The organism is Gordonia sp. 'Campus' (assembly GCF_022206305.1).
Classification (GTDB): domain Bacteria; phylum Actinomycetota; class Actinomycetes; order Mycobacteriales; family Mycobacteriaceae; genus Gordonia.
In genome coordinates this window covers 201,973-221,887 of sequence record NZ_JAKOIW010000007.1, presented here as the reverse complement: position 1 = coordinate 221,887, position 19,915 = coordinate 201,973, and the positions used below count along the sequence as shown (strand labels likewise).

Here is a 19,915-nt window from a genome sequence, read left to right as displayed (position 1 = left end):
GAGGAGAGCGCGGGCATTAGGACTATCGCGAGCCGAGCGCCCGCTCCCGCGCGAGGAAGAAGAACGGGATCGCAGTCGCGATACCCACCCCGAAGGTCAAAACCACCGAGGCGGCCCACCACGGCAGGATGCGGAGTCGGCGGGCTTCGGCGAAGGCCCACAGGTGAAATCCGATGACGACGAAGGTGAGGTCCACCATCGCAAACCGGCCTGGCGTCGTCTTCAGGATGTCGCCGACGAAGAAGTCCTTCACCGACTCGGGACCGTTTCTCCGTACGTAGGGAATCGCGATGGCGTTCTGGCTCACCAGAGCAGCCACGAAGACCACGAACAACGATCGCTCGCGCCACTTCTGGTCGGTATCGGTCGTCGTCATCGTGCCTCCCTCGACATGCCGGAACCCCGATCGTGCCACGGTCGAGCGCCGGCGCGGCGGGACTCCGCGCCGACGGTGGACCTCAGGTCCGGCGCCACCCCGCTGCGCCGACCATCTCCGCCATCTGCGTGAACTTCACCCGCGGGCGGCCCTGCTCGAGACCCCGACGACGTTCCTGACGGTCGATGGCGCGCATGCCTCGGTATCCGATGACCGTCCGGACGCGCTTGCGCACAAGTGCGCCGAAGGCGCCCGGCTCACGCTCGGTGCGCTTGAGTCGCCCGGCTGCGACGTCGTCGATGAAGTCCTCGACGGTACTGGTCGCGCACATCTTGTTCGCGCCGATTCCGCCACTGGGGCCGCGCTTCGCCCATCCCAGTACGTATCCGCCCGGGACGATGCCGCCCGTCTCGTCGACCAACCGGCCGTCGACGTTGCCGAAGACCCCGCGCTGGTCGTCGAACATCACCCCGGGGATAGGCGTCGACCGGTAGCCGATCGACCGGACGACCAGGTCGGTCGCGATGTGGTGGCGTCCCTCGCCGGTACGGACCGTGATCGACGCGACCTGCGGGTCGCCCGTGATCTCTTCCGGTGAGCTGTGGAAGAGAAAGACGATTCGACGCCGTGCCGGGTCGGCCGGTTCCGCGAAGGACGGCACCTCGTCGTCGAGGCCGTCGATGACCTCGACGTCGACGCCCGGGATCTCCGACAGCGCACGGTATTCGGCTGCGGTGTAGGCGGCCGAGGCCTGATCCCGGCGACCCAGCAACACGACCTCGTGGACATTCTGCTCGCGCAGGATGTCCAGCGCCCGGTCGGCGATGTCGGTCGTCGCGAGCAGATCCGGTGGCGACACGAGAATTCGTGCGACGTCGAGCGCGACGTTGCCCGTTCCGACGACGACCGCGCGACCCGTGGCCGGATCATCGGTCGTCCCCCGACGGAGGGGCGGTCCCGCATCGACGCCGGGCACACCGTTGTACCAGGCCACGAGGTCGGTGGCGGATGTCGATCCGGGCAGGTCCTCACCCGGGATGCCCAGGCGCCGTGACTCGCTCGCGCCGACCGCGTAGAACACGGCGTCGAAGTGCTCGGCGAGCTCGGCGGGCGTGATCTCGCCGGGGCCGTCCCCGACGGTCACGTTGGTCATCATCGTCACGCGCGGATCGCGGTACAGGAGGTCGAAGCCACGCAGGACCCCCTTGGTTCCGGGATGGTCCGGTGCGACGCCGGCCCGGACGAGCCCGCCCGGCGTCGGCAGCTTGTCGATGACGGTGACCTGCGCCTCGGTGCGGTCGAGCAGTGTCCGCAGCGCGTAGCCGCCCGACGGTCCCGTTCCCACCAACGCGACCCGCAGTCCTGCAGGCAGTTTCGGGACGTCCGGGTAGTTGACCGTGGATCCGGACTCCTCGTCCACCGGAGCCCAACCCGACTTCACGTCCGGATTGTTCTTGTAGAAGTCGGCGTTGATGTCGATGAACACCTTGTCGCGGGTACCGAGCTTGTCCGCGGGGTAGATCGCGTCGACGGGGCAGGCGTCGGCACAGGCACCGCAGTCGATGCACGCCTCAGGGTCGATGTGCAGGATGTCGGAGCTGCCGAAACCGCGTTCCTCGGGTGTGGGGTGGATGCAGTTCACCGGGCACACCGAGACGCATGCCGCGTCGCTGCAACATGATTGGGTGATGACGAACATCAGAGCATGTGCGCTTTCCGGTAGTAACGCATGGCGGGCTTGGTGAGCAGGCCGACCTCGTCGAGGAACTCCATGAGGTGGGCGCAGCTACTGCGGATCATCGAGTGGAAGTGCGAGTTGCCGCGCATCTCGCGGACGGCTCGGTCGACGTCGAGCCCGGCGTCGGCGAAGGCCTTGGGCTGCACCAGACTCGTGACGATGAAGTAGGCCCCGATCGCCACGGAGAGGGCACTGAACTGGCGGCGCGCCCAGCTGACGCCCTGCAGCGAGTCGCGGACCTCTTCCCGCGCGAACTTCATGTGCCGCGATTCCTCGAGGACGTGGATCTCGTTGACGGTGCGGATGAAGTCGAGAACCCGGTCGTCACGCATGCATCCGCGTTGGAAGACGTCCAGGACTTCTTCGGCGACAAGGATTCCCGCGTATGCGACCTCGTTCTTGGCGGTCTGCATGAAGATCTTGCCCAGCCGGGAGACCTTCTTCGACGGATGGTAGGACGCACCGACCATCTTCTCCGAGGCCTTCGCGAACATGAGCGAATGCCGGCACTCGTCGGCGACCTCGGTGAGGGCGAACTGGAATTCCGAACCGTGGTAGTCCCCGAGGTACTGATCGCGGATCACCATCTCCTGCAGGATCATCTCGAACCAGATCCCGATGTTCATGATCGACGCGAACTCGTGGCGCGTGACCGAGATGCGCTGCTCCTCGGTGAGCTCGTCCCAGTACGCGGTGCCGTACAGCGAGGACCATTCCGGGCTGCAGCCGTACTTGGTGGGGTCCATCGGCTTGGACCAGTCGATCTCGGTCATCGCGTTGCGCGAGAGCCGGGCAGCCGACGCCAGCAAGCGTGCCGACACCTCTTCGGTGCCCTGGTCACGCAGACTGATGACATTCTCTGATCGTTCCATCGCGGCGGTCATGGAGAACTCGCTTCCGGTCGTCGTCGATCGTGACAATGATCGATGTAATGACAATGCGTGTTGTCAAGATAGCACCGCCTGGTGACGGAGTAAACGAATCAGCGAATATACTCACCGGTAAGTTCGACATCGGACACGATCGCCGCAGGTCAGCGCCGTCAATGCAGTACCCGTTCATCGACAGGAGTTCGCATGCCTTCCATCTTCATCACCGGTGGGGCCGCCGGTATCGGTCTCGCCACCGCGGAGCGGTTCGGACGCGAAGGATGGACGGTCGGCGTCTACGACGTCGACCCGGACGCCCTGGCGAAGGTGAAGGCAGACCATCCCGACTTCATCACCGGCACCATCGACGTCCGCGAGCCCGATCAGTGGGCCGACGCCCTCGCCGAGTTCACCTCGCACACCGGCGGCACCCTCGACGTGCTCGACAACAACGCCGGCATCCTCCACGAGGGCCAGATCGACCACATCACGCCGGATCAGATCAAGCGTCAGATCGACATCGACGCCCTCGGCGTCGCCCTCGGCGCCCAGGCCGCCTACCCCTACTTGAAGAAGACGCCGGGCGCGCACCTGGTGAACATCGGATCGGCGTCGGCCATCTACGGCCAGCCCGGCATCGCCGTGTACTCCGCGACCAAGTTCTTCGTCGCCGGCCTCACCGAGGCGCTCGAGTTGGAATGGGAGCACGACGACATCCGCGTCGTCAGCATCTGGCCGCTGTGGGCGAAAACCGCACTGGCCACCGGTGGCGCCAAGTCCACCAAGACGCTCGGCATCCGCATCACCCCGGAGCAGGTCGCCGAGAAGATCTGGGAGTCGGTGCACCCCACGCGCCAGGACAAGCTGCTGCACCGCACGAGCTACTCCGTCGGCGCCCAGACCCTGTTCCTACAGAATGCCGCCAAGTTCATCCCCAACTTCCTGAACCGGACCGTCAACAAGTACATCGCTCAGTAGCCGCCCGCGCCCCCGGGACAAACCCACCACCGATGGACACATCCACCACCGTCGAGGTGGAGGAGCTGTCCATCGGCGGTGGGTTTGTCTATGGGTGGCACCGGCGACGCCCCGGGTGCGTCCAAGACTCATGGACCTCGCGACCGATCAGCACGGCCTTGTTCGACGCTCTGACGCAGTTCGAACCGACAGCACCGACAAACAGTTGCAGCGACGCGTCGACGCCCGGCAACTCACCCGGTTGTGGCCCGGGGCGATGGCCGATCGTGAGCTGGTCGCCGGACTCGCCCGGATCGAGCAGCACCGTCTCACCGTGTTGGCGGCGGCCGCCGCCGGCGAGCCCGGCCGGATCTTCAGTCACGTGTCGGCCGCAGCGATCCACGGACTCCCGATGCTGAGTCCCGACGTCGCCCGGGTTCACGTCACGTCGCCGAAGGTCGGCAAACGGTCCGCTCGCGTGATGAGACACCAGGCCGTCGTCGCCTCGGAGGACGTCATGGTCGTCGACGGGGTGTGTGTCACCTCGGTCGAGCGCACCGCGTGCGACGTCGCCCGGCTCGGCACCAGCCGCCAAGCGCTTGTCGTGCTCGATTCCGCGCTCGCCGCCGGGGCCGACCCTGACCGGCTGGCGAAGATCCTGGAGTCGAGCAAACGGTTCAAGGGCGTGGAGACGTTACGTCGAATGCTGCCGATGGCGAGCAAGCTCTCCGAGAGCGTGGGCGAATCCCTCAGCCGTGCAGTGATGTTCGAGATCCCCGGGATTCCGATCCCCCGCCAGCAGGTGACCATCGGCGACGACTCGTTCACCGCCCGGGTCGATTTCCTTCTCGCCGGCACAGTCATCGGCGAGTTCGACGGGATGGTCAAGTACAGCGGCGCCCTCGGCGGCGACAAACCCGCCTGGCAGACGGTCGTGGAAGAGAAAGCCCGTGAAGACAAGCTGCGGGCGTTGGGGTACACCGTCGTCCGATGGACGTGGCGGGACCTTCAGGACAAGGCCGCGTTCGCCGCCCTGCTCACCGACGCTCTTCGCATCGCCGGCGCACCGCCCTTCGCAAACCCACCCCTAATGGACAAAGCCACCGGGTGATCGGTGGTGGACCTGTCCAACGGTGGTGGGTTTGCGAGCGGGGTCAGCGGCGCGCCGTCGGGAGGCGCAGCGCGAAACGCAGGCTCGCGAGCCGGAGCCCGGTGGCGAGCACCGACCCGACGACGAGCCACACCCATCCCGGGGCAGACGTGTAAGTGGCTCCCACCGCGACCACTGCGGCGCCGAGGACCGCGGGTACGGCGTACAGGTCGGAGGGCTGAAGCAGCAGGGGGATCTCGTTCGAGATCACGTCGCGCAGGACACCACCGCCGACCGCGGTGAGGAGTCCGACGGTGGTCGCCGCGAAGGGACTGGCGCCGACGTCGATCGCGATCCCGGCACCGGTCGCGGCGAAGAGACCCATCCCGAACGCGTCCAGAACCAGGATCGAGCGGTGCAGCGCGGTGAAGGCCGGGTGGAAGAAGAACACCACGACAGACGCGGCGGTCGCGGTGACGACCGGACCCCACCCGTCTATCGAGGCGGGCGGATTGATGCCGAGCAGCACATCACGGATCACTCCGCCACCGACGCCGGTGAGCACTCCGACGGTGATGATGCCCCAGATGTCGAAGTCCTTGCGGACCCCCAACGTGGCACCCGACGCGGCGAAGACCGCGATACCCGCGAAGTTCAGCACCTCGAGCAGCACGAGAACACCTCACTCAGGACACTGCGCGCCGTCCCGGGCACTTCCGCACACGAATGACCGCCCCCGGACGATCCCGGGGGCGGTCATCGGTGAGACGGTGCGGTGCCGGAACGGCTACCGGACGAGACTAGCGACGATCCAGATCGATGAGGCCGGCGCGAGCCGCCTTGACGAGCCGACGCGGAATCCGCACGGGAACGCCGTTCACCTTCTCCTCTTGCAGTGCGGGGTTTTCCGCCTTCCACTGCGATCGACGGCTACGGGTGTTCGCCCGCGACATCCGGCGCTTCGGTACAGCCATGGTTGAGCCCTTCTCCTACTGTGGTCTGCGTGGCCGCTGGTGACGCATGTCGTCACTGGATCGGCCTCATCAGTGCGCCCCTCTGCCCGCGCGGGCGCGGCACACAACCCGACCAGACTACCTGGCGAGGACGCCCAGCTCCAAAATGGGCTCCATCGCCCAGCCGGCCCGCTGCGATGTCAGAAGTAGTCCCACGGTGTGCGGGCCTCGGTCAGCACGACGACCAGCCAGTATGCGATCCACACGATCGCGACGAACGCGCCGATGATGACCGCGGTGAGGGCGACACCGTCGCCGGTCTGGGTGCCGTCGGACGCCGCGATCTGCTTGCGGGCGACGACACCGAGCACCAGTCCGACGAGCCCGCCGACGCCACTGCACACCAGGCCCAGCAGCGACGCGACCAGCGCGACGACGGCGAGAGTGTTGGTGGACCTTCCGGCCCCGTCCTGCAGCTGCCCGTCCTGCAACGGCCCGTCCTGCGGCCGCACGTCCGGTGCGGATGACGGGCCCGGCGAAGGTTGGCTGTAGGGGTGCCGTGCGGCTTGCCCCTGCATCGACGCCCCGGGCTGCCCGTGACCGGGCGGCGGTCCGTAGCCCGGAGGCCGGGCGGGGCCGGGCGGATAACGACCGGGCTGCCCTGGCTGGGGACGCGGACCGGCGAGGGGACGTCCGACTTGCGGGGGTGGCCCGGCGGGCGGGCGCGTCGAGATCACGCGAGTGGAACCGTAGCCCGACGGCGCCGGACCCGCCGGCGGAGGAGCGCCCGCCGGGGGATGCACCGGCCCACCGTCGGTTCCACCCGATGGTGCGCCGCCGGTGCGGATCACACGGGTGACGTCGTCGGCGGGGCTGTGCGAGTCGGGGACCTCGGTGCCCTCCGGAACGACGCCCGGGGCCGAGGACACCGGGACCGAACCCGTCTCCGGCTCGGTCACCGATGCTTTTCGGGTGGGCTCCCACGCCGCGGACTGCGGATCGGCCGAGGACTGCGCATGGGGCTCGGCGTCCGGCCGGGGTGCGGCGGACGGATCTCGCGGATCCCCGCCGTCGGGCGAGTTCGTCATCAGGTGCCTTTCACCGGGCGCCCGCTGGGCCGGCGCGACGATCGTGCGTACACAGCGCATGGCTATACATCACGCACAGACTAGAGAGAAAGCACCCCGAACTCGGCCGAAGTCGACGATCACGGTCCCGAAAGGACCCGAGATTCGTTCAGTAGTAGTAAACGGAATCGGTCGAGTTGCCCGCCGCGATGAGGATGATGAACAGGACAACCCACACGAGCGCGCCGACGATGCTCAATGCTCCGGTGATGATCCCGGCCAGGCCCATACCCGAGCCGGTCTGCGTACCGCCCGATTGTTCGACCTCGCGGCGGGACATGACACCCAGTACGACGGCTGCGATGCCCACCGGAAACGAGATGAGGAAGCACGCGGCGAGCATCACCAGGCCGACGATTCCGGAGATCAACGCCCCGATCGCCTTGCCGTTGGTGCTCTTCTGCTGCGGCGCACCGTACCCATAGCCACCACCGTAAGGGGCTGCGCCATAAGCGTTCTGCGACCCGTACCCAGCGGTTCCGTACGCGGGCGCCTGTCCCGCCTGATACGGATCGGTGTACTGCCCGTACGACGCTCCGGGTGGCTGTCCGTAGGGGTCCGACGACGGTGAGCCGTAGGCGTTCTGGCCGTAGGGATTCTGCCCGTACTGATTTTGGCCGTACTGATTTTGGCCGTACTGGTTCTGCTCATACGGGTTCTGCGACGGATTCGGCTGGTACGTCTGGCCGAACTCGGTGGGTGCGTATTCGGGAGACTGATGAGCCTGACCCTGGTCACCTTTGCTCAGGTTGGGACCGGAGCCCTCCGACGGTCCAGAGCTCGGCACCGTCCCCCAGTCGTCCTGACCGTGGCCCGAACCTTGTCCCGGTGGATAACTCACGCACAACCCCCATCTCGATCCGACAAATCCGTTCTTCACCCTAACGACTAAACTCGAGCGGTGTCTGGCGTCATCTCCGGGTTCACGGTGATCTTCATTGTAGTCGGGGTGGGTTATGTCCTCGGCCGGACGCATGTCATCGGCGAGCATGCCCACGAGGTGCTGTCCCGTCTGGTGTTCTTCGTCTTCACACCCGCCTTGTTGTTCCACTCCATGGTCACCTCCGATCTGGCGGTGATCTTCTCGTCGACGCTGCTGATAGCGGGTGGGAGCGCCTTCCTGATGGGCGCGGTCTACGTCGTCGTCGCGAAGCTCTGGCTGCGTCGTCAGACCCCAGAACTGGTCATCGGCGGACTCTCCGCGTCGTATGTCAACAGCGTCAACCTCGGCCTGCCGATCGCGATCTTCGTACTCGACGACGCGTCGTTCATCGCGCCGCTTCTGCTGTTCCAGATCCTCATCTACTCCCCCATCGCATTGCTGGCGCTGGATCTCACCGCACTGGACCGTGAGGCCGGGCGGTCCCTGATCCGCGATTCACTGGTCGCGCCCATCACCAATCCGATCGTCGTCGGCGGCCTCGCGGGCCTGGCGGTGTCGCTGACCGGGTGGACCCCGCCTGCCGCGGTCATGTCGCCGCTCAAGATGCTCGGCGACGCCTCGGTCCCGGCCGCCCTGCTTGCCTTCGGTCTGTCCCTGACCGGTGTGGCGGTGTTCAAGAAGGGGGAGAGTCCGCGCCGCGACATTGCACTGGCCACCGTCTTGAAGATGGTTGTGATGCCGATGACCGTCTACACCATCGCCCGTTGGGGTTTCGGCGAGGAAGGGGACGCGCTCTTCGCCCAGGTGGTCATCGCGGCGCTGCCCACGGCCCAAAACGTTCTCGTCTACGCGACGCGGTACCGGCGGGGGCAGATCCTGGCACGGGACACCGCATTACTGACGACGTTGACCTCGATCCCGACGATCATGGTGATCGCACTGCTCCTCGCCTGAGCCGAGTCACCCGATCACGCGTCGGGTTGATCGCGGGCAACGAGTTTCACGTCGACGCCGCCCATCAGCGCCAGGCCCGTCACCCGCACCACCGGGGCGCCCGGGCGCGGCGACTTCTGCGACTTGCCACTGAAGCCGCCCATGATGCCCAGTCCGCCGATCTCGACCGAGACACCTTCGGGCACCTTGATCTCGACGCCCCCCATGATCGCGACGCACTGCACCGTCAGCACCGGGGCCGTGAACTCGACCTCACGGAGGTCGATCTCGACACCCCCCATGATGGCGGTGGCCGTGAGCTGATCGGCGACGACGGCGGTCCCCGTCAGTTCGCTGCCCGACATGATCGCGAGCCGATGCCGCACCGCTCCGTCGGCGCTGCGCCCGGTGACCCGCGGACCCGGCGAAAGGCTGGCCGCCGGCATCGCGACGCCGAGCTGCGCCACGGGAAGATCATCGGTCAGCGCATCGAGATCACCGAAAGTCTTCGCCAGAACCGCCTTTCCGGCGCGTTCCTCGTATTCGACCGGTGAGAGACTGCCGTGGGCCATCGCCGCGGACAGGATCTCGTGGACCAGTTCGCGGTCCGCGTCCGCGGCACGGAGGCGGGAACGACGGTCGTCGGGCATCGGGAGCTCGCCGGGTTGTGTCACGCTTGTCGACCCTAGTGGCCGTGATCCGTTGCGACCACCCTGATCTTTCCCCCACAACCACCCCGAGGACGCTCGCGCGCCGCCCGGCGCCATCGCCGCTCTCGACTCGGGAACGGTCTGGGCAACCGAGCCACCGCGAAGCCACGCGCGCGGCATAATCCACCCGTGCGGCCGGAACCGGTCGGGCCATCACCATCAACTGCCGGGGATATCGGAGACGATCATGAGCCAGCCCTACGACCCAGGACAGTCCGGCGGCCCGGCGGGACCGTCAGACGGCCGGTTCCCCTACGGCGAACAGCCATACGGGCAGCCACAACAGTCCGGCGCCCCTCTGCCCGGCGCGGGATATGGGCAACAACCCGCGTACGGACAACCCGGGTCCTTCGGCAGCTATCCGCCGGCTCCGCCGCCGCGTAAGGACCGATCAGGCATGCGGAGGTGGGGCAAGATCCTCACGCTCGTCGGCGCCGTGATCCTGGTCCTGTCGGTGGCCGTGGGCGTCGTGCTGGCGGTGGCCGGCATCGGCGACGTCGTGGATCAGGCCGACAAGGCGTTCGAGGTCAACCCGACGGCCGAGCAATACTACGACGCCGGCGACACGTTCCAGCTGTTCAGTTCGGCGGCGAACGGTGTGCCATCGTGCGAGATCACCGGCCCGGCCGCCCTTGAGTCCGGGACGAACACCTCGACGGAGTTCACCTTCGACGGTTCCGGGGTCGAATCATTCGATTCCTTCGAGGTCGTCGAGTCGGGCACCTATTCGTTCCAGTGCGATTCACCGGCGGTGGTGGCGTCGATCGACGCGTCCGGAATCTTCAGCGGCGTCGGCGGAGTGCTGCTCGCGGTGTTCGGTGGCGGCCTGGGAGGGCTGCTCGCGCTGGTGGGGATCGTGCTGTGGGTCATCGCCGGCCGTAAACCGCGGACCGTCTGACAACCCACCGTCTGAAGCCCCACCCCGCCTGGGAAACAGGCTGCCCGCGAGACTCGGTCCGGTTGGCACCGGCCAGTCAGCCGCGCCGGCGGCCCTTCCGCGCTCGCAGGTAATCCCCGACGACGGCCGCACCGAGGCCGTCGACGTCGGGCGCGACCACCCGGCCACCGATCCGGCGCGCGATCTGGTCCATGAAGTGGGCCAGTCCCGGGTCCTCGCCAAGCCGGAAGAACGTGACCTGGGCGCCGATTCGGGCGACGTGGTCGAGTTCGCGGACGGTCAACGCGATCGTCTGCGGGTGCGGCGGATAGAAGAAGAACGGCTCTCCGCTGGGATCGAGATGAGCGGTCGGTTCTCCGTCGGTGACCACCAGGACCACCGGCTGCGCGTTGGGGAACCTCCGCAGATGACGCTGGGCCAGCAGCAGCGCGTGGTGGAGGTTGGTCCCCTGCTCCATCCGGGGCTGCAGTCCGGTCAACTCGGCGATGTCGATCGAACGCGCATAGCGCCCGAACGCGATGAGATGCAGTTCGTCGCTGCGAAAGCGCGTGGAGATCAGGTGGTTCAGGGCGATCGCGGTGCGCTTCATGGGCGTCCACCGCCCCTCCATCTCCATCGAGAACGAGGTGTCCACGAGGAGCACCACCGCAGCCTGCGTACGGCTCTCGGTCTCGGACACCTCGACGTCGCGGACATCGATGCGCACGCCCGACCGCGCCATCTCCGAGGTCGCCAGCGTGGGCTCGGTGGTCTCGGACACCGTGCGCAACACGGCATTCGAGACCGTCCGCGTGACATCCCACGGGTCGGTGTCCCCGAACTCCCACTCACGCGAGGCGCCGGTCGGTTCACCGAGCAGTCCGGTCCGCCGGGTCTGGCGGTCCCCTCGGCGTCCCGACAGTTGTTCGGCGATGTCACGGAAGATCGACTGCCCGAGTTGTCGCATCGCTTTGGGGCTCAGACGAAGTCGGCCGTCCTCGGTCCGGTCGAAGAAGCCCTCCTCGGACAGCGCCTTCTCCAGCTCGGCGAGCATTCGCGCGTCGACCGCGGCCTCGTCGCCCAATTGGCGGGCGAGCGCGTCGAGGTCGATGTCGTCCATCTGCGCGCCGGCGTACTGCTGGGACAGCTGTTCGGACAATGCCTCGAGCTCGGAGATGTCGCGCAGTGCCGCCGCCCCCTCCCCCAGGCCCATCGGCTGGTCTCCGGAGAAGGATTGCGCGTTGTCCCAATCGAGACCGGGACGTGCCGCGCGCAGTTGCGAATCCATCTGCGCGAGTTGGCTCATGAGGTCCGGGGACCCGAACGCCTGCTGGGCGAGCTGGTCGAGTTCGGCCCGCTGCTCAGGCGTGAGCGAGTTGTAGAACTGCTGTGCAGCGGCGGCACGCTGGGCGAGCGAGTCGATGAGTTCGTCGGTGTTGCTCGGGTTCTCGGGGAAGAACTCCCCGTGCTTGTCCATGAACTCGTCGAACTTCGTACCGGTGTCCTCGCCCCTGTTGTGCGACTCGAGCAGATCGTTGAGGTCCTTCAGCATCTCCGACACTCGCTGCCGGTCCTGCTCGCCGGCCCCCTCGAGTGCCTCCTTCATCCCGGCGAATCGTTGATCCAACAACTCCCGCCCGAGGATATCCTTGATCTTGTCGTAGTCCTCTCGCGCCTGCGGACTGCGCCAGTTGTACTCCGACAGTTCTTCGACGGCCTGCGCCGTCGACGGCGGAAGACTGCCGATCTGCATCTCGGCGAACCGGGCGTCGTCGTCGAGATCACGCCCGAGCTGTTTGCGTTCCTCGAGCACGGCGCGATCGAGGAGCTCGCGGATCTCGGCGAAGGTACCGTCCAGATTCCGCTTCTCCAGCAGCTCCTGCCGCCGGCGGTTGATCTGCTCGCGCAGCTTGTCGAGCCCCCGCATGTTCGGCGTGCCGCGACGCAGCAACTCGCGCAGCGCACGCTGCGGCGAGGCGCCGGCCATCACGTCGTCGCCGATCGTCTCCAGCGCTTCACGCAGGTCGACCGGCGGCGCCAAGGGGTCGGGACCGCCGGTGTACCGCTGGTAGCGCGATCGGTGGAAGCTCTTGCGCGCCATGTGTTCTCCTCGTTGTCCTAGCGGCGCCCTTCGAGGCTCGTCGCTTTCGCTCCTCGCACCTCAGGGAGCAGTTCCTGCACTCTCGCTCTCGCAGCGAGCCCCTGGTCCCTGAGGTGCGAGCGAAGCGAGCCACGAAGGGTGCCGCTCAGCCGTAGATCGTCTGTCCGGTCTCGTCGGCCTCTTTGCCGATGCGACGGGCCAGGAACAGTCCCTCGAGGGCCAACTCGACGGCGCTGGCGCGCTCCCCGTCGCTGTCGGCGTCCAGACGGTCGGCGATCTGGTCGAGGACCGCAGCGGTGGTGTCGGGCGACGGGATCGATCCCAGCAGGTCGGCAGCGCGGACGCGATCGCCGGTCACCACCGGTTCGCCCTCTTCGAGCGCAGAGACCAGCGGCGCCATGTCGATCCCGCCCAGATGCGCCCGCACCGCGTCGGCGATGGACTTGCGCATCAGGTGTTCGAGGATCTCCAGCTCCCGACCCTCTTCACCGGACTCGAACTCGATCTTGCCGCGCAGCACCTCGATCACCGATTCGAGATCGACGACGCGTGCGACCGCCTGGTCCTCACCGGTGACGGTGGCACGGTGAAGTGCGGCCGCGGCAACGGTTTCGGCGCCGGCGATGGAGAACCGCGCCGAGACCCCCGAGCGCTGGTCGATCGAGGGATGGTCGCGGGCGTAGCGGGTGAACCGCGCCAGGATCTCGGTGATGAACGTCGGGACGCTGGCGGTGAGGTCGGCTTCCTGCTCGATGACCGACACCTCGTCGTCGAGCTCCAGCGGGTAGTGCGTGCGGATCTCGGCGCCGAAACGGTCCTTGAGTGGGGTGATGATGCGACCGCGGTTGGTGTAGTCCTCCGGGTTGGCACTCGCCATCACGAGGACGTCGAGCGGTAGGCGCAGCGTGTAACCGCGGACCTGGATGTCGCGCTCCTCCATCACGTTGAGCATGGACACCTGGATGCGCTCGGCGAGGTCGGGCAGCTCGTTGATGGCGACGATGCCGCGATGCGCACGCGGGATGAGCCCGAAGTGGATGGTCTCCGGGTCGCCGAGACTTCGACCTTCGGCGACCTTCATCGGGTCGATGTCGCCCACGAGGTCGGCGACCGAGGTGTCCGGCGTCGCCAGCTTCTCGCTGTATCGCTGGGAACGGTGACGCCATTCGATCGGCAGGTCGTCGAGGAGGTTCGCGGCCTTCCGGATCGACCCCGGGGTGATCGGCTCATACGGGTGCTCCCCCAGCTCCGAACCCGCGATCACCGGCGTCCACTCGTCGAGGAGGCCGACGAGCGTGCGCAGGATGCGTGTCTTGCCCTGGCCGCGCTCGCCGAGCATCACGACGTCGTGGCCTGCGATCAGCGCACGCTCGAGTTGCGGGATGACCGTCGCCTCGAAGCCCACGATGCCGGGCCAGGGGTCGCGGCCCTCACGGAGCGCGGACAGCAGGTTGTTGCGGATCTCGTCGCGGATGCTGCGCTGCACGTGTCCGCTGGCACGGAGTTCGCCGAGGGTCCGGGGCGACGGGTGGCGGGTTTCGGTCGATTGAGAACCATGGGTGGTGAAGTTGTCCTCTGGCACCTGATCCACGCTACTCCGAGTTGTGATCTGCGTCTGCGCCGTTGCGGGTCGCCTACCCGGCGGGTGCGGGTGTCCAGGCCGGGTCGCGTCCGATGAAGCCCATCAGCCGGCTCACCACGTCGGCGTCGTCGGGCAACTCGACCTTCGGGCCGTACTGGCCCGAACTGCGCAACATCTCGTCGATGGACGCCATGCCGTCGAGGAGGCGTCGCGCGAATGCCGCGTCGAGGTCGGGTGTCATTCCCTGCGATCGCGCGAGATCCCAGGTGTGCATGAACACGTCGGCGGTGTAGAACTGGTCGACCGCGTCGGCGAGGCGGTGTTCACCTGCCATCGGATGGGCGAAGGAGTCCTCGGCCGACGGCCCGTCGAGAAGAGCCTGGACCCCCGCCGCGTGCGCCGACCACGCCCCGCCCGGGTCGTCGGCGACTGTCGGTCCGGCCGGGAGCTCGACGCCGCCGGCGGCGAGGAACCCGGTGAACCAGTCGACGAGGTGGGCGACGACGTCGCGCGCCACCCATCCGTCGACCGGCGTCGGGGCGTTCCAGTCGGTGACGCCGGCGATGACGTCCGCGAAACCGGCGGCGACGTCACGGTGGCGCGCAGCGGCGTCCAAGTCTGCGATGGTCATGTCCGGGGACTCAGACCGTGCCGTCCGACAGCATGCGGTCGAGGGCGGCGTAGCCCTCGTTGACGCCGACCTCCATGCCGGAGGCGAGCCACCCGTCGCGGGCTTCGAAACTGTCGCAAAGGGATTGGGCGTGGAGTCGCGTCGTGCCGTCACCGAGGTCCTCGAACCACAGGGTCTCCAGCGACACCGCGTCGGGCATGCCGAGGAACGTGAACGTCTGGACGATCTTGTCCTCGCCGACGGTGTGGAAGCAGCCGCGGAAGCCGAACTCCTGCCCCTCGTGGGTGGAGACATAACTCCAACTGCCGCCGTCGCGGACGTCCCACTCGACGATCCGGCTGCTGATCGCCTCCGGTCCGACCCACCGGACGAAGAGTTCGGGATCGGTGTGGGCCTTCATCAGCTGCGCGGGCGTCCCACGGAAGTCGCGGGTGATCCGGATCAGCGGCACCTCCTGATCGGCTTCGATGGCGGCCTCGGGATAGCGGGTCTGGGTTGCGGTCATGACACCTTTCCTTCCTTGTGGAGTGGTTGTTCGACCTCGAGGTCCGGCGCTGTCGGATTCTCGGCCTCGGGGCCGTCGTTCATCTCGGCGAGCAGCGCATCGAGACGCTGGTAGCGCTCCTCCGCCCGCTTCCGATACCGCTCGATCCACTTGGTCATGAGGTCGAACACCTCGGCTTCCAGGTGGACCGGACGGGTTTGGGCCTCCCGGGTGCGGGTCACCATGCCGGCGTCCTCGAGCACCTTCAGATGCTTGGAGACGGCCTGGATGCTGACGTCGTACGGCTCGGCGAGCTGGCTGACCGTCGCATCCGAGACCGCCAGCCGCGCGACCATGTCGCGCCGCGTGGGGTCCGCGAGTGCGGCGAACACCTTGGACAACTCGTCTGCCATTCGAACTCCTCAACCGTTTGGTTGAATACGATCGTGCGCCACTCCAGGGGCGTTGTCAACCCCCTGGTTGAATAACCGCCCCAGGGCCTGAGAGCACTCAGGGCCCCACACACGACGACTCCCACCACCGGCCGGTGGGCCGAGGGTGGGAGTCGTCGGGGGTGGGTGCGGTCAGGCGGGCCCGATGGGCGCCTCGCCACGCAGGGTGATCCGATGCATCACCCTGCGGGCATCGCCGTAGTCGCGGTTCGCGTAGTGCAGCGTGTTCCGGTTGTCCCACAGCACGAGGTCGCCCAGACGCCAGCGGTGCCGGACGATGTGCTCGGGCTTGGTGAGATGCGCGTAGAGCAGGTCGAGGATGCCGCGGCTCTCCGCCTCGGAGACACCATCGATGTGCGAAGTGAAGCCAGGATTGACGAACAACGACTTCCGTCCGGTCTCCGGGTGGATGCGCACCACCGGGTGGGTCACGGGAACGAGTTCGGTCACCTCTTCGCCGTCCCAGGTGTTGCCGCGGCCGTTGCGTCGCTGCTTGAGGTAGTAGCCGAATTCGCGGTTCCCGTCGTGCACCGCACTGAGTCCGTCGATCATCCGGCGGACCGGCTCCGACAGCGACCGGTAGGCGAGCTCCGCATCCGCCCAGTTGGTGTCACCACCGTTGCGCGGCAACACCACCGGGCGGAGGATCGAGCCCATCGGCGGACGCGGCATGAAGGTCACGTCGGTGTGCCAGACGTCGGCGAATCCGTTGTCGGCGCTGTCGAGCGAGTAGACCTCACCGGGAACGTCGCCGCTGTTCCACACCGGGTGCCCGAAGGTGAGGTCGCCCAGTCGGTTTCCGAATCGAATGTGGGCCGCATCGTCAAGGTGCTGATCGCGCAGGACGATGACCTTGTAGTCGATCAGCGCCTGCCGAAGCGCGGCGACCTGCGCATCGGAAGCGGATGCGACGTCGACGCCGCGGATCTCGGCGCCGAAATTCGGTCCGAATTCGTCGATGTCGAATTCGACTCCGCTGGAGATGGTTCCGACGTCAGAACGGTGTGCGGTGCCGACGGGGTGTGCGGTGGTCATGGTGATCGTTCTCCGGGTCGAGGAAGGCGAGGGTGGGAGCGGGGTGCGCCGGCGGCGAACCGTGATGGGAACCGTCCGCCCAGTTCATCGAGTGGAGAGTGCACTTCCCACCGCCGACCGGGCCGGCATGAGACCCCGGAGCGCTCGATGAGCGACCGGGCCTCGTGGCGCGCGGAACGGTGGTGATGGACACCCGTACTGTCTATCCGTCCGCCGTGCCGCCGGACAGGGTTGAGCCCACGGTGAGGAAAAAGGCCGGCCTCAGGCCACTGCGGCGTCTTTCACCGCGGCTCCGATCTCGGCGCGCAACGCGGCGTACTCCGGCGAACCCCGCAGTTCCTCGGGTTCGACGCCGGTGCGCGGCAACGTCGAGGTGAGATCCAGCGCGACACGTCCGGGACGCTTCGTGAGAACGACGACCCGGCTACCCAGGAAGGCCGCCTCGTCGGCGCTGTGGGTGACGAAGACGTTGGTGCGTCCCGAATCCGCGCTCACCGTGCGCAGATCCTCTTGCAGCCGTTCGCGGGTCAGGGCGTCGAGTGCGGCGAACGGTTCGTCGAGCAGGAGCAGGGATGTCTCGGCCGCCAGCGCGCGGGCGATCGCGACGCGCTGCTGCTGCCCGCCGGAGATCTCCCAGATGCGCCGGTGGGCGGTGTCGTCCAACCCGACCCGTTCGAGGAGTTCGTTACGTCGTGCCGCCCGTTCGGATTTCGGGACCTTCGCATACTTGAGTGCGAGATCGACGTTGCCGCCCACCGTCTTCCACGGGAAGAGACGCGGTTGCTGGAACACGACACCCGAGGACACCCCGGGCACCGGGGCACCGCCCGAGACCACCACCTCGCCCGACGTCGCGGGCTCGAACCCGGCGATCAGCCGCAGGAGGGTGGACTTGCCGCATCCGGATGCGCCCACCAGCACCAGGAACTCCCCCGGCGGAACGTCGAGATCGACCGGACCGACCGCGGTCACCGCGTCCGCACCCGTCCCATACCGCTGGGACACGTTGTGCAGGCGGATCGCACCGCGCTCACCCGCGGAGCGTCCGGTGTCGATGATCTGGCTACTGCTGTTCGAGGACACCCGGCAATCCCTCTGTGTAGATGGCCTCGCGGAAGGTCTCGATCGGCGGGGCCGCGGGGATCTGCTGCTGCTCGGCGAGGAACACCGCTGCGCTGTGCAGATTCTCGGACAGATTGCCCGGGTTGCCCTGCGTGCCCAGCCACGTCGGACTCGTGAGCTCCGCGACGGTGAGGTAGGTGCCCTGCTTCAGCTGGTTGGCCGCATCCTCCGGGGTCGTGCCCAGCTGCGCGGCGATGGCGTCGGCCGCGGCCTGCGGGTCGTCCTTGATGAGGGTCAGCGCCCGGGCCTGGACCTGACGCCAGGTGTTCACGACCTCCGGGTTCGCCGTGGCGAAGTCACTGGAGACCACCCCGAGGTCGAGCGTGGGCTTGCCGGCGGTGGCCAACTGTCGACTGGCGATGAGAGTCTTGCCGTCCTGGCGCAATTCGTCGAGCGTGGGCAGCCAGGTGTAGACCGCGTCGATGTCGCCCCGTTGCCAGGCGGCCAGCGAGGCCTGCGGCTGCAGGTCGATCAGGTCCACGTCTTTCGGGTTCACGCCGGCCTGGTTGAGCGCGGCGAGCAGGCTGTAGTGGGCGGTGGAGGCGAACGCCGTCGCCACCCGCTTGCCCTTGAGGTCGGCGACGGTGTCGATCCCGGTTCCGTTGCGCGCGACGAGCGCCTCGTTGTCGCCCGCGACATCGAGGACGAAGGCCACCTGGTACGGGATGTTCAGGGGCGCGGACAGTCCGCGGGCCACCGGACTGGAGCCGATGGCGGCGAAGTCGACCTCCTTGGCGACGAAGGCGGTGTTGATGTCGGCACCGGAGTCGAACTTGGTCCACTTGATGTTGTAGTCCGGCAGGGCCTCTTCGAGCCAGCCGTTGTTCTTGACGATCAGGTCACCGCTCGGGAAGGACTGGTACGCGAGCCGGATCGTCGGCTTGCTGTCGTCGCCGGAGTTGTCGACCGAGCACCCGGCGAGTACCAGCGTGATCGCGGCGATCACCCCGAGCACCGCACCGAACCGCGAGCGGCGCAGTCCGTTCGATCGCCCGAGCCGGCTCGAGCCGGTCCCCTTGCGTGTGATTCTCATGTCCCTCAGACCTTTCCGCGCCATGGCACCACTCGGTGCTCGATTGTTCGAAGGAGCCCGTCGATGATCAGTCCGGACAGACCGATGGCGATGATGCCGACCAGTACGACGGGTGTGTTGTTGTAGTTGCTGGCGTCCTTGACCACGCCACCGATTCCGGGAATGCCGTTGAACAGCTCGGCCGCGACCACCGAGGAGTAGGCGATGCCGACCGAAAGCCGTACACCGGTGAAGGTCTCGGGCAGCGCCGACGGTACGACGACGTCGCGGATCACCTCGGACCGTGACGCACCGAGCGCGCGGGCCGCCTCGATGAGACCCACCGGCGCGGCACTGACCGCGGCGGTGGTCGCCACCGCCGCGGGTGGCAGCGCGGCCAGGGCGAGCAGCGTGATCTTGGGAGCTTCGTCGATGCCGAGCCAGATGACCAGCAGGAAGAAGTAGGCCAGCGGCGGCAGTGCGCGCAGGAACGTCAGCCACGGTTCGAGCAGTCGCCGGAGCGACACCACCGTTCCCATCGCCAGTCCGAGCAGGACGCCGAGGATCACACCGATGGCCACCCCGGCGAAGACCCGGCGCAGCGTCATGTACAGGTGTTCCCACCAGTAGTAGTCGGCGTAACCGCGGACGCCGTCGTGCGTGGTGGACATGTCGACGAAGGCCCGCCACACCGTGCCGAGACGCGGCACGAAGGTCTCGCTCCAGATCCCGCTCACGGCAACGAGCTGCCACACCGCAGCGAACACCACCACCGACAGCAGCGGGAGTCCCACCCGGGTCATCAGTGATCGCACGCGCGAAGAACCGCTGGGCGACGTGCGCTCCGCCCCACCACCCGCCTCTTCCGGGGTGATGTCCACAAACAAGGTCACCGTGCATGTCTAGACATCACCAACCCCGGCGACCAGAGTTTTCCTCGTCGAGAGGGAAAGTGCCCGGGAATGCGTGCGAATGGGTTGCGA

The 19,915-nt window shown here is 67.4% G+C and carries 21 protein-coding genes; 4 read left to right on the top strand and 17 right to left on the bottom strand.

The window, feature by feature from the left end; translation table 11 throughout:
- Positions 1-22 precede the first annotated feature (22 nt).
- The 3 genes from MAY35_RS10590 to MAY35_RS10580 all read right to left on the bottom strand — a co-directional run bounded on the left by MAY35_RS10590 (position 23) and on the right by MAY35_RS10580 (position 2,998).
- Entirely contained in the window at positions 23-376 is a 354-nt protein-coding gene (locus MAY35_RS10590) for a DUF2834 domain-containing protein (RefSeq protein WP_238421259.1), read from the bottom strand.
- 82 nt (positions 377-458) lie between these two features.
- Positions 459-2,075: an FAD-dependent oxidoreductase gene (locus MAY35_RS10585; RefSeq protein WP_238421258.1), complete on the bottom strand. Its 1,617-nt coding sequence runs from the start codon at positions 2,073-2,075 to the stop codon at positions 459-461.
- Positions 2,075-2,998, bottom strand: a complete 924-nt coding sequence (locus MAY35_RS10580; RefSeq protein WP_238421257.1) for a diiron oxygenase — start codon at positions 2,996-2,998, stop codon at positions 2,075-2,077. Before MAY35_RS10580 ends, MAY35_RS10585 begins: the two co-directional genes overlap by 1 nt.
- A gap of 192 nt (positions 2,999-3,190) precedes the next feature.
- Between MAY35_RS10580 and MAY35_RS10575 the strand changes: the two genes are divergently transcribed.
- Together MAY35_RS10575 and MAY35_RS10570 are read left to right on the top strand one after the other, a co-directional pair.
- Positions 3,191-3,961 (top strand): SDR family oxidoreductase, encoded by a 771-nt coding sequence (locus MAY35_RS10575; protein WP_238421256.1) that lies wholly within the window; start codon positions 3,191-3,193, stop codon positions 3,959-3,961.
- Positions 3,962-4,166: 205 nt separating this feature from the next.
- Positions 4,167-5,051, top strand: coding sequence for a hypothetical protein (locus MAY35_RS10570; protein ID WP_308192450.1), 885 nt, complete (start codon positions 4,167-4,169; stop codon positions 5,049-5,051).
- Positions 5,052-5,094: 43 nt separating this feature from the next.
- On the opposite strand, the gene MAY35_RS10565 is transcribed toward MAY35_RS10570, so the two are convergent.
- From MAY35_RS10565 to MAY35_RS10550, 4 genes are all read right to left on the bottom strand, one after another.
- Positions 5,095-5,703, bottom strand: coding sequence for a trimeric intracellular cation channel family protein (locus MAY35_RS10565; RefSeq protein WP_238421254.1), 609 nt, complete (start codon positions 5,701-5,703; stop codon positions 5,095-5,097).
- 127 nt (positions 5,704-5,830) lie between these two features.
- Entirely contained in the window at positions 5,831-6,004 is a 174-nt protein-coding gene (rpmF, locus tag MAY35_RS10560) for a 50S ribosomal protein L32 (protein WP_004020060.1), read from the bottom strand.
- Positions 6,005-6,183: 179 nt separating this feature from the next.
- Positions 6,184-7,071 (bottom strand): DUF4190 domain-containing protein, encoded by an 888-nt coding sequence (locus MAY35_RS10555; RefSeq protein WP_238421253.1) that lies wholly within the window; start codon positions 7,069-7,071, stop codon positions 6,184-6,186.
- A gap of 148 nt (positions 7,072-7,219) precedes the next feature.
- On the bottom strand, positions 7,220-7,951 hold the full coding sequence (locus tag MAY35_RS10550) for a DUF4190 domain-containing protein (RefSeq protein ID WP_238421252.1): 732 nt from the start codon (positions 7,949-7,951) through the stop codon (positions 7,220-7,222).
- Positions 7,952-8,011: 60 nt separating this feature from the next.
- Here MAY35_RS10550 and MAY35_RS10545 point away from each other — a divergent pair, with 60 nt between their 5' ends.
- Positions 8,012-8,947 (top strand): AEC family transporter, encoded by a 936-nt coding sequence (locus MAY35_RS10545; RefSeq protein WP_238421251.1) that lies wholly within the window; start codon positions 8,012-8,014, stop codon positions 8,945-8,947.
- 14 nt (positions 8,948-8,961) lie between these two features.
- On the opposite strand, the gene MAY35_RS10540 is transcribed toward MAY35_RS10545, so the two are convergent.
- A complete protein-coding gene (locus MAY35_RS10540) occupies positions 8,962-9,600 on the bottom strand; it encodes a DUF1707 domain-containing protein (RefSeq protein WP_238421250.1) in 639 nt (212 codons plus the stop codon).
- Between the two features lie 223 nt (positions 9,601-9,823).
- Here MAY35_RS10540 and MAY35_RS10535 point away from each other — a divergent pair, with 223 nt between their 5' ends.
- Positions 9,824-10,534 (top strand): hypothetical protein, encoded by a 711-nt coding sequence (locus MAY35_RS10535; protein WP_238421249.1) that lies wholly within the window; start codon positions 9,824-9,826, stop codon positions 10,532-10,534.
- A 76-nt stretch (positions 10,535-10,610) separates the two neighbouring features.
- Here MAY35_RS10535 and MAY35_RS10530 read toward each other — a convergent pair whose 3' ends face one another.
- The 9 genes from MAY35_RS10530 to MAY35_RS10490 all read right to left on the bottom strand — a co-directional run bounded on the left by MAY35_RS10530 (position 10,611) and on the right by MAY35_RS10490 (position 19,825).
- On the bottom strand, positions 10,611-12,614 hold the full coding sequence (locus MAY35_RS10530; RefSeq protein ID WP_238421248.1) for a VWA domain-containing protein: 2,004 nt from the start codon (positions 12,612-12,614) through the stop codon (positions 10,611-10,613).
- 145 nt (positions 12,615-12,759) lie between these two features.
- A complete protein-coding gene (locus tag MAY35_RS10525) occupies positions 12,760-14,205 on the bottom strand; it encodes a sigma 54-interacting transcriptional regulator (protein WP_238421247.1) in 1,446 nt (481 codons plus the stop codon).
- A 43-nt stretch (positions 14,206-14,248) separates the two neighbouring features.
- Positions 14,249-14,827, bottom strand: coding sequence for a maleylpyruvate isomerase family mycothiol-dependent enzyme (locus tag MAY35_RS10520; protein ID WP_238421246.1), 579 nt, complete (start codon positions 14,825-14,827; stop codon positions 14,249-14,251).
- Positions 14,828-14,837: 10 nt separating this feature from the next.
- A complete protein-coding gene (locus MAY35_RS10515) occupies positions 14,838-15,332 on the bottom strand; it encodes an SRPBCC domain-containing protein (protein ID WP_004020069.1) in 495 nt (164 codons plus the stop codon).
- Complete coding sequence (locus tag MAY35_RS10510; protein ID WP_238421245.1) at positions 15,329-15,724, bottom strand: helix-turn-helix transcriptional regulator; 396 nt, start codon at positions 15,722-15,724, stop codon at positions 15,329-15,331. The genes MAY35_RS10515 and MAY35_RS10510 overlap by 4 nt, the downstream gene beginning before the upstream one ends.
- A gap of 171 nt (positions 15,725-15,895) precedes the next feature.
- The gene (locus MAY35_RS10505; protein WP_238421244.1) at positions 15,896-16,798 is read right to left on the bottom strand and encodes a TauD/TfdA family dioxygenase; all 903 of its coding nucleotides are present in this window, start codon (positions 16,796-16,798) and stop codon (positions 15,896-15,898) included.
- Positions 16,799-17,059: 261 nt separating this feature from the next.
- Positions 17,060-17,881, bottom strand: coding sequence for an ABC transporter ATP-binding protein (locus tag MAY35_RS10500; protein WP_238421243.1), 822 nt, complete (start codon positions 17,879-17,881; stop codon positions 17,060-17,062).
- Positions 17,862-18,953 carry a glycine betaine ABC transporter substrate-binding protein gene (locus MAY35_RS10495; RefSeq protein ID WP_238421242.1) on the bottom strand — a complete coding sequence of 364 codons (1,092 nt, stop codon included), beginning with the start codon at positions 18,951-18,953 and terminating at the stop codon, positions 17,862-17,864. The genes MAY35_RS10500 and MAY35_RS10495 overlap by 20 nt, the downstream gene beginning before the upstream one ends.
- A gap of 5 nt (positions 18,954-18,958) precedes the next feature.
- On the bottom strand, positions 18,959-19,825 hold the full coding sequence (locus MAY35_RS10490; RefSeq protein ID WP_238421241.1) for an ABC transporter permease: 867 nt from the start codon (positions 19,823-19,825) through the stop codon (positions 18,959-18,961).
- Between the last annotated feature and the right edge of the window lie 90 nt (positions 19,826-19,915).